The organism is Rhodococcus sp. FG69 (genome assembly GCF_057808915.1).
Genome location: NZ_JBMDIX010000081.1, coordinates 1 through 5,989 on the forward strand (window position 1 = coordinate 1; position 5,989 = coordinate 5,989).

Sequence of the window (5,989 nt, forward strand, 5' to 3'; positions counted from 1 at the left end):
CGGCATCCACTGGAGTCCGCGCGGGTTTGATCGGCTGCCAGGAACCGGTGTGAGCCCAGGGTTCCTGGTCAGAGCAACGATTCTTCTTCATTCCGTGGTCGCTCAAATTTCATCAGTTACTCGTGGATTCTGCGAGTTCCTCGCATAAGTTCACTGTTCGTGTCAGATTTCGCTACTCGTCGGCAGCAGCGCATCGCTGCCGACGGCGCATCGAGTGCCGCGGGGGTCGGCAGCGGGGAACTTGCGGACGTCGAATCGCTGCAGCGGCTGGCGTCGGCGTCGGGGGACGACGAACACGACTTCTTCCGTAACACGCTGGTCGAATACGGATGGGCCAGAGATGTGGCGGGTCTGAGCCCCGCGACGCTGCAGAGAATCATGTATCCCGTGATCGAGATATGCGATTACTTCGATTGCGTGCCATGGCGATTGACCCAGCAGCAGTTCGATCAGTACTTCGCCGGTCCCGGCAAACGCAGTCACGCGACCATCCGGAAAAAGACAGTTCAGATCGACAACTACTACCGATTCCTCGAGCACCGCTACGCTGGCGAGCTGCTCCGAGCGTTCGGCGTCGGTGTCGAGTCACCGGTCGACCCGTTCAACCGGCCGAGGCACAGGGGTGATTTCGCGCTGCGGATTCCTCCCACTCGACGAGCGATGACAGCGTTCTTTGCCGACTGGAGAGACGCCCTGCCACGCTCTCGCAAGTACCACGTGAGCGCACGCGACTACACCATGGCGAAGATTGCGTACTTGTCCGGTGTGCGGGCGTCGGAGCTGTGTGCGGTGAAGATCGGCGACATCCATTGGGAAGCGGGACAGTGGGGCCGCTTCGTCGTCGTGGGTAAGGGTGCCCGCGGATCGGGTCCACGCGAACGGCAAGCTTTTCTCTTCGAAGAGGGGAGAGAGCTGCTGTGGTGGTATCTCGAGCAGGTCCGGGGCGAGTTCTGCGACGACCCGACCGACGCGGGCGCACCGTTGTGGCCATCGGAACGCTTGCCGACCGCCGTCGCGGCGCTCAACCTCGCCGTTGCACCCGCCATTCAACCCTCGACATTTCGCCGCAATCTCAAAGCTGCATCGCACCATCACCTCAACGGCCCGGTGCGCGAGCTCTACCCCCATCTGTTGCGTCATGCCTGCGCTACCCACAACTACCAACGAGGAATGCCCTTGTGGGATGTGCAGAAGATGCTCGGTCACGAATGGGCAAGCACCACTGTGGGCTATCTGGCGTCGGCAGGAGCCGACCCGGAACGGTCCGTCATCGAGTCGACACAACGCGCCGTGCGGCGCTTGAGTACGGAGAATTAGAAGATGAAATGGAATTTGCGCATGGTTGCGGCGCAACGCGACATCTGGCGTCCGACGCAGCTGCTCAAAGCATTCGAGCAGGTCGACTTCCATCCGTCATTGAGCAAGACTGCGGCCCTGTGGTCTTCGGCGCCGATCACGATCCGACTCGATGACCTGGACAAGATCTGTGCGGCGTTGAACTGCACTGTCGGTGATCTGATGCTGGCGGAAGCTGTTCACGACGCGGATCTCGACGCAGCTCCAGCACGCGCAATCGGCGATCGGTCGGGCCCTGCCGCACCCACTGCCGGGGCCCGGAAGCGCGGAGCCCGCCGCGTTCCACCTCCCAACTGATGTCGGGACGAAACCCTGCCGATGGGGTGGCGGCACGCAATGCCGCCCGGCACACCGAGCGCACGATACGGATGATCGAGCAGACACCCGCGCAGTTCCGTGACGACGTGCAGGCGTGGGTCACTGCGCTGGGCGGCCGCGGTCGACGTAAATCCAGACCGTTGACGGCAGTGACGATTGCCCTCTATCTCAATTTCGCGCTACCGGTCTTGCAGGAATGGGCTGAGACACACCAAAGTCTGCGATCTGTCGATACTGTCGACATCGAGCGCGCTCTCAGCCGTCACTCAGGGCAGTCGAGACATAACGTGCACACGGCCCTGAGGTCGCTCTTTCGCGGACTCAAACGCGAACGTCGCATCTTCGCCGACCCTGCCCGAGAGGTCGCTGGTCGGTACACCCGCAGGATCCTCAGACCGTTACGATCCGATCGCGTACATGGGCTCTTCGATCAGCTGACCAGGCCCGATGACCGGGTGATTCTGGCGCTCGTCGCGGTCCACGCGCTGACGATCGAAGAGGTCATCGGCTTCCGACTCGACCATCTCGACCGTTCGGCAGGACGAGCAACCGTCACCCGGCCACACACCCGCCACACGTTCTGGTTGGACGAGTTCACCGCCGAGGTGCTCCGCGACTGGCTGATCTACCGTCAGCGTCGGTGGCCGACGAGCACGAATCCGTACTTGCTGATTACCCGGGTGACTGCGCCTACCGCGCTGCCGGGCAGTCGCCACTACATCACCCGCCCATTCCGTGACCTCGGCATCACCGCCCGCGAACTGCGTGTCGATCGCATCCTCGACGAGGCCGCCCACAGCGGCGACCCGGTTGCCCTGATGACCGTGTTCGGTATCGGCACCACCACAGCGGTGCGCTATGTCAGGACCGCGCACCCTGGCCGATTCGACGTAGACCCCACTGCACCCTGACTCGATTCGAAGTTCAGCCAACGGACCGGTCGTCGCCGCAGGTTCGTAAACCGCTCGACGCAGCCAACGGCCTTCCGAAACATACGGGGAGGGGGTATGGTCTGACACGTTAGCCAGATACCCCTAGGGGGTATAGAGACAGTCGGAGGAGCGCGACATGATCACCACGCACTACAAAGTCACGGGCATGACCTGCGGCCACTGCGAAGCGTCGGTCCGGGAAGAAGTCGGTGCTGTGGTCGGGGTCGACACGGTCGAAGCATCAGCGTCGGCAGGAACGCTGACGGTGACGAGCATCGGCGAGCCCGACCACGCCCGGGTCATTGCCGCCGTTCGCGATGCCGGATACGCAGCCGAACCGCAAACCGCAGATTCGCCTACCGCGTAACCGCTGAAGTCGTTGCAGGAAGAGGTATTTCGCGATGAACAACCACACGCATTCTGACGTCGGAACGGCTAAGAGAGCTGGCGCGCAGTCGGGGCACGACACGTCCGAACGCAGCGCAGGCCACACCGGACACGGCGAGCACTCCGAACACGGAGGACACACAGGGCATACCGGGCACGGTGGCCATGCCGGTCACGGCGATCACGTCGGTCACGGCGATCACGTCGGCATGTTCCGTCGTCTGTTCTGGATCATGCTGGTCCTCGCCGTTCCGGTGATCGTGGCATCGAACATGTTTGCGATGCTTCTCGGATACTCACTGCCGGACGCGTCGTGGATCGCCTGGGTCTCGCCGACGCTCGGCACCGTGATGTACGCCTGGGGCGGATCTCCCTTCCTCACCGGCGCAGTCAGCGAAATCCGTTCCCGTGCACCGGGAATGATGCTGCTCATCGCCCTCGCGATCACCGTCGCATTCATTGCGTCGATGGGCGCGAGCCTCGGCCTGCTCGATCATCAGCTCGACTTCTGGTGGGAACTGGCGCTGCTGATCGTGATCATGCTGCTCGGGCACTGGATCGAAATGCGATCCCTCGCGCAGACCACCTCCGCTCTGGACTCACTGGCGGCGCTGCTCCCGGACACCGCCGAACGCGTCGACGGCGACGATGTGGTGCCGGTGTCCCCGGCCGAGCTGCAGCGCGGTGATGTCGTCGTCGTGCGCCCCGGCGGCCGAGTACCGGCGGACGGCACCATCGTCTCCGGATCGGCGAGCATGGACGAGTCCATGATCACCGGCGAATCACGCACCGTCCGCCGCAGCGACGGCGACCAAGTTGTCGCCGGCACGGTAGCCACCGACTCCGGTCTGCGCGTCCAGGTCACCGCAGTCGGGGAGGACACCGCCCTCGCAGGCATCGGCCGCTTGGTCGCCGACGCCCAGAACTCGACCTCGCGCGCTCAGCGCATCGCCGACACGGCCGCCGGTTGGCTGTTCTGGTTCGCTCTCGGTGCCGCGATCATCACCGCCGCTGTGTGGACTCTGGTCGGGATGCCCGACGACGCCGTCATCCGCACCATCACCGTGCTGGTCATCGCCTGCCCCCACGCCCTCGGACTCGCGATCCCGCTGGTGGTCTCCATCGCCACCGAACGCGCAGCCCGCGGCGGTGTCCTGGTCAAGGACCGGCTCGCACTCGAAACAATGCGCACGGTGGACACCGTGCTCTTCGACAAGACCGGCACCCTCACCAAGGGTGAACCCACCGTCACCGCAATCGAGGTGACAGACGGGCGCACCGCCGACGAGGTCCTCGCTTTGGCCGCTGCCGCAGAAGCCGACTCTGAACATCCCCTCGCCCGTGCCATCGTCGGCGCCGCACGCGCGCGGAACCTGACCGTCCCGGCTGCAGCCGGTTTTCAGTCGTCTCCCGCTGTCGGGGTCGCTGCGGACGTCGACGGCACCCGCATTCAGGTCGGCGGGCCCGCGCTGCTCGAGCAGGAAAACGGATCCGAACTCGCTGTCGCCGACCGGTGGCGCGGCGACGGGGCGATCATCCTGCACGTCCTGGCCGACGGTGCTGTGATCGGTGCCCTTGCGCTCGCCGACGAGATCCGGCCCGAATCACGCACTGCGGTAGACGCGTTGCATGCGCGCGGAATCGCGGTGGTGATGATCACCGGTGATGCCGAAGCCGTCGCGAAGTCCGTCGCCACCGAGCTCGGTGTGGACCGCTACTTCGCGGGGGTGAAACCGGAAGACAAGTCCCACAACGTTGCTGAACTTCAACAGGAAGGGCGCACCGTGGCGATGGTCGGTGACGGAGTCAACGACGCACCGGCTCTCGCGCAGGCCGATGTCGGTATCGCTATCGGCGCGGGTACCGACGTTGCTATCGCGTCGGCCGGAGTGATCCTCGCCAGCGACGACCCGAGGTCGGTGTTGTCGGTGATCGAACTCTCGCGCGCCTCGTACCGGAAGATGAAGCAAAACCTCTGGTGGGCAGCGGGATACAACCTCATCTCAGTCCCACTTGCGGCAGGAGTGCTCGCGCCGGTCGGGTTCGTGCTGCCCATGTCGATCGGCGCGATCCTGATGTCGCTGTCGACGATCATCGTCGCCGCGAACGCGCAGTTACTGCGTCGACTCGACCTCACACCCGACACCATCACCGGAGCGGTGAACGACGGGATTTCCAATGCTCCGTCGCAGCGCGAACCGGCACTGTAGGAGTTGATCTCGTCTCGGGAGTACAGCCCTGACAACTGTGGAACACGCTGATGGGCCGCACCCTCTCCGCCGGAGAGGATGCGGCCCATCGTTTCGGGAAGCGGACCAGGTCAGCCGAGCAGTCGCTGCATGGTGTCGATCTCCTGCTGTTGAGTCGCGACGATGGTGCGGGCCATCTCCAGGGCGTCAGGATTGGAACCGTCCGCTATTTCGGTGTTGGCCATCTCGATGGCACCGGTGTGGTGGGCGATCATCATCGTCAACCACTGGCGGTCGAATTCCGGTCCCGACGCTACCATCAACGCGTCCATGTCCTGAGCGGTCATCATGCCGCTGCCGGAGCTGTGGTCCATCCCGCCCATGTCACCCATGTCCATGTCGGGCATGGGCTGGCCCCACTCGGTCAGCCATGCCGTCATCTGGTCCATCTCGGGCTGTTGCGCGGCGGCGATCGCCGATGCCAGCGACAGGACCTCCGGGTTGTCGGTGCGGCCGTCCGCCAAGTCGGCCATCTCCACTGCTTGCGCGTGATGCGGGTACATCATCTGCGCGAACATCACGTCGGCATCGTTGAACTGCGCCGTCGAGCTCGCCGGCGCGGACGATGCCGGCGTCGAGGACATCGATCCCATCGAATGGCCATCCATCGACGAATCCGCCCCGTTGTCGCTACAGCCGACGACGAGGAACGCGCTCGCGGCGGCAGCAGCGATCGAGGCAATGACTTTGGTACGCATGAGGAAACTCCTTGTAAGAGTGAGTAGTACAGAGGATTCGATGTCGTTC

At 64.2% G+C, this 5,989-nt stretch carries 6 protein-coding genes; 5 read left to right on the plus strand and 1 reads right to left on the minus strand.

Annotation, left to right across the window (positions count from 1 at the left end):
• Positions 1-159: 159 nt before the first annotated feature.
• The 5 genes from ACODSO_RS28845 (at position 160) to ACODSO_RS28865 (ending at position 5,203) form a co-directional block, all read left to right on the plus strand.
• Entirely contained in the window at positions 160-1,317 is a 1,158-nt protein-coding gene (locus ACODSO_RS28845) for a tyrosine-type recombinase/integrase (RefSeq protein WP_207890896.1), read from the plus strand.
• A 3-nt stretch (positions 1,318-1,320) separates the two neighbouring features.
• A complete protein-coding gene (locus tag ACODSO_RS28850) occupies positions 1,321-1,653 on the plus strand; it encodes a helix-turn-helix domain-containing protein (protein WP_170945395.1) in 333 nt (110 codons plus the stop codon).
• A complete protein-coding gene (locus ACODSO_RS28855) occupies positions 1,653-2,585 on the plus strand; it encodes a site-specific integrase (RefSeq protein ID WP_135047257.1) in 933 nt (310 codons plus the stop codon). The genes ACODSO_RS28850 and ACODSO_RS28855 overlap by 1 nt, the downstream gene beginning before the upstream one ends.
• A 157-nt stretch (positions 2,586-2,742) precedes the next feature.
• A complete protein-coding gene (locus ACODSO_RS28860; protein WP_063216977.1) occupies positions 2,743-2,973 on the plus strand; it encodes a heavy-metal-associated domain-containing protein in 231 nt (76 codons plus the stop codon).
• Positions 2,974-3,007: 34 nt separating this feature from the next.
• The gene (locus tag ACODSO_RS28865) at positions 3,008-5,203 is read left to right on the plus strand and encodes a heavy metal translocating P-type ATPase (RefSeq protein WP_094653166.1); all 2,196 of its coding nucleotides are present in this window, start codon (positions 3,008-3,010) and stop codon (positions 5,201-5,203) included.
• Between the two features lie 110 nt (positions 5,204-5,313).
• Here ACODSO_RS28865 and ACODSO_RS28870 read toward each other — a convergent pair whose 3' ends face one another.
• A complete protein-coding gene (locus tag ACODSO_RS28870; RefSeq protein WP_063216979.1) occupies positions 5,314-5,940 on the minus strand; it encodes a DUF305 domain-containing protein in 627 nt (208 codons plus the stop codon).
• Positions 5,941-5,989 lie beyond the last annotated feature (49 nt).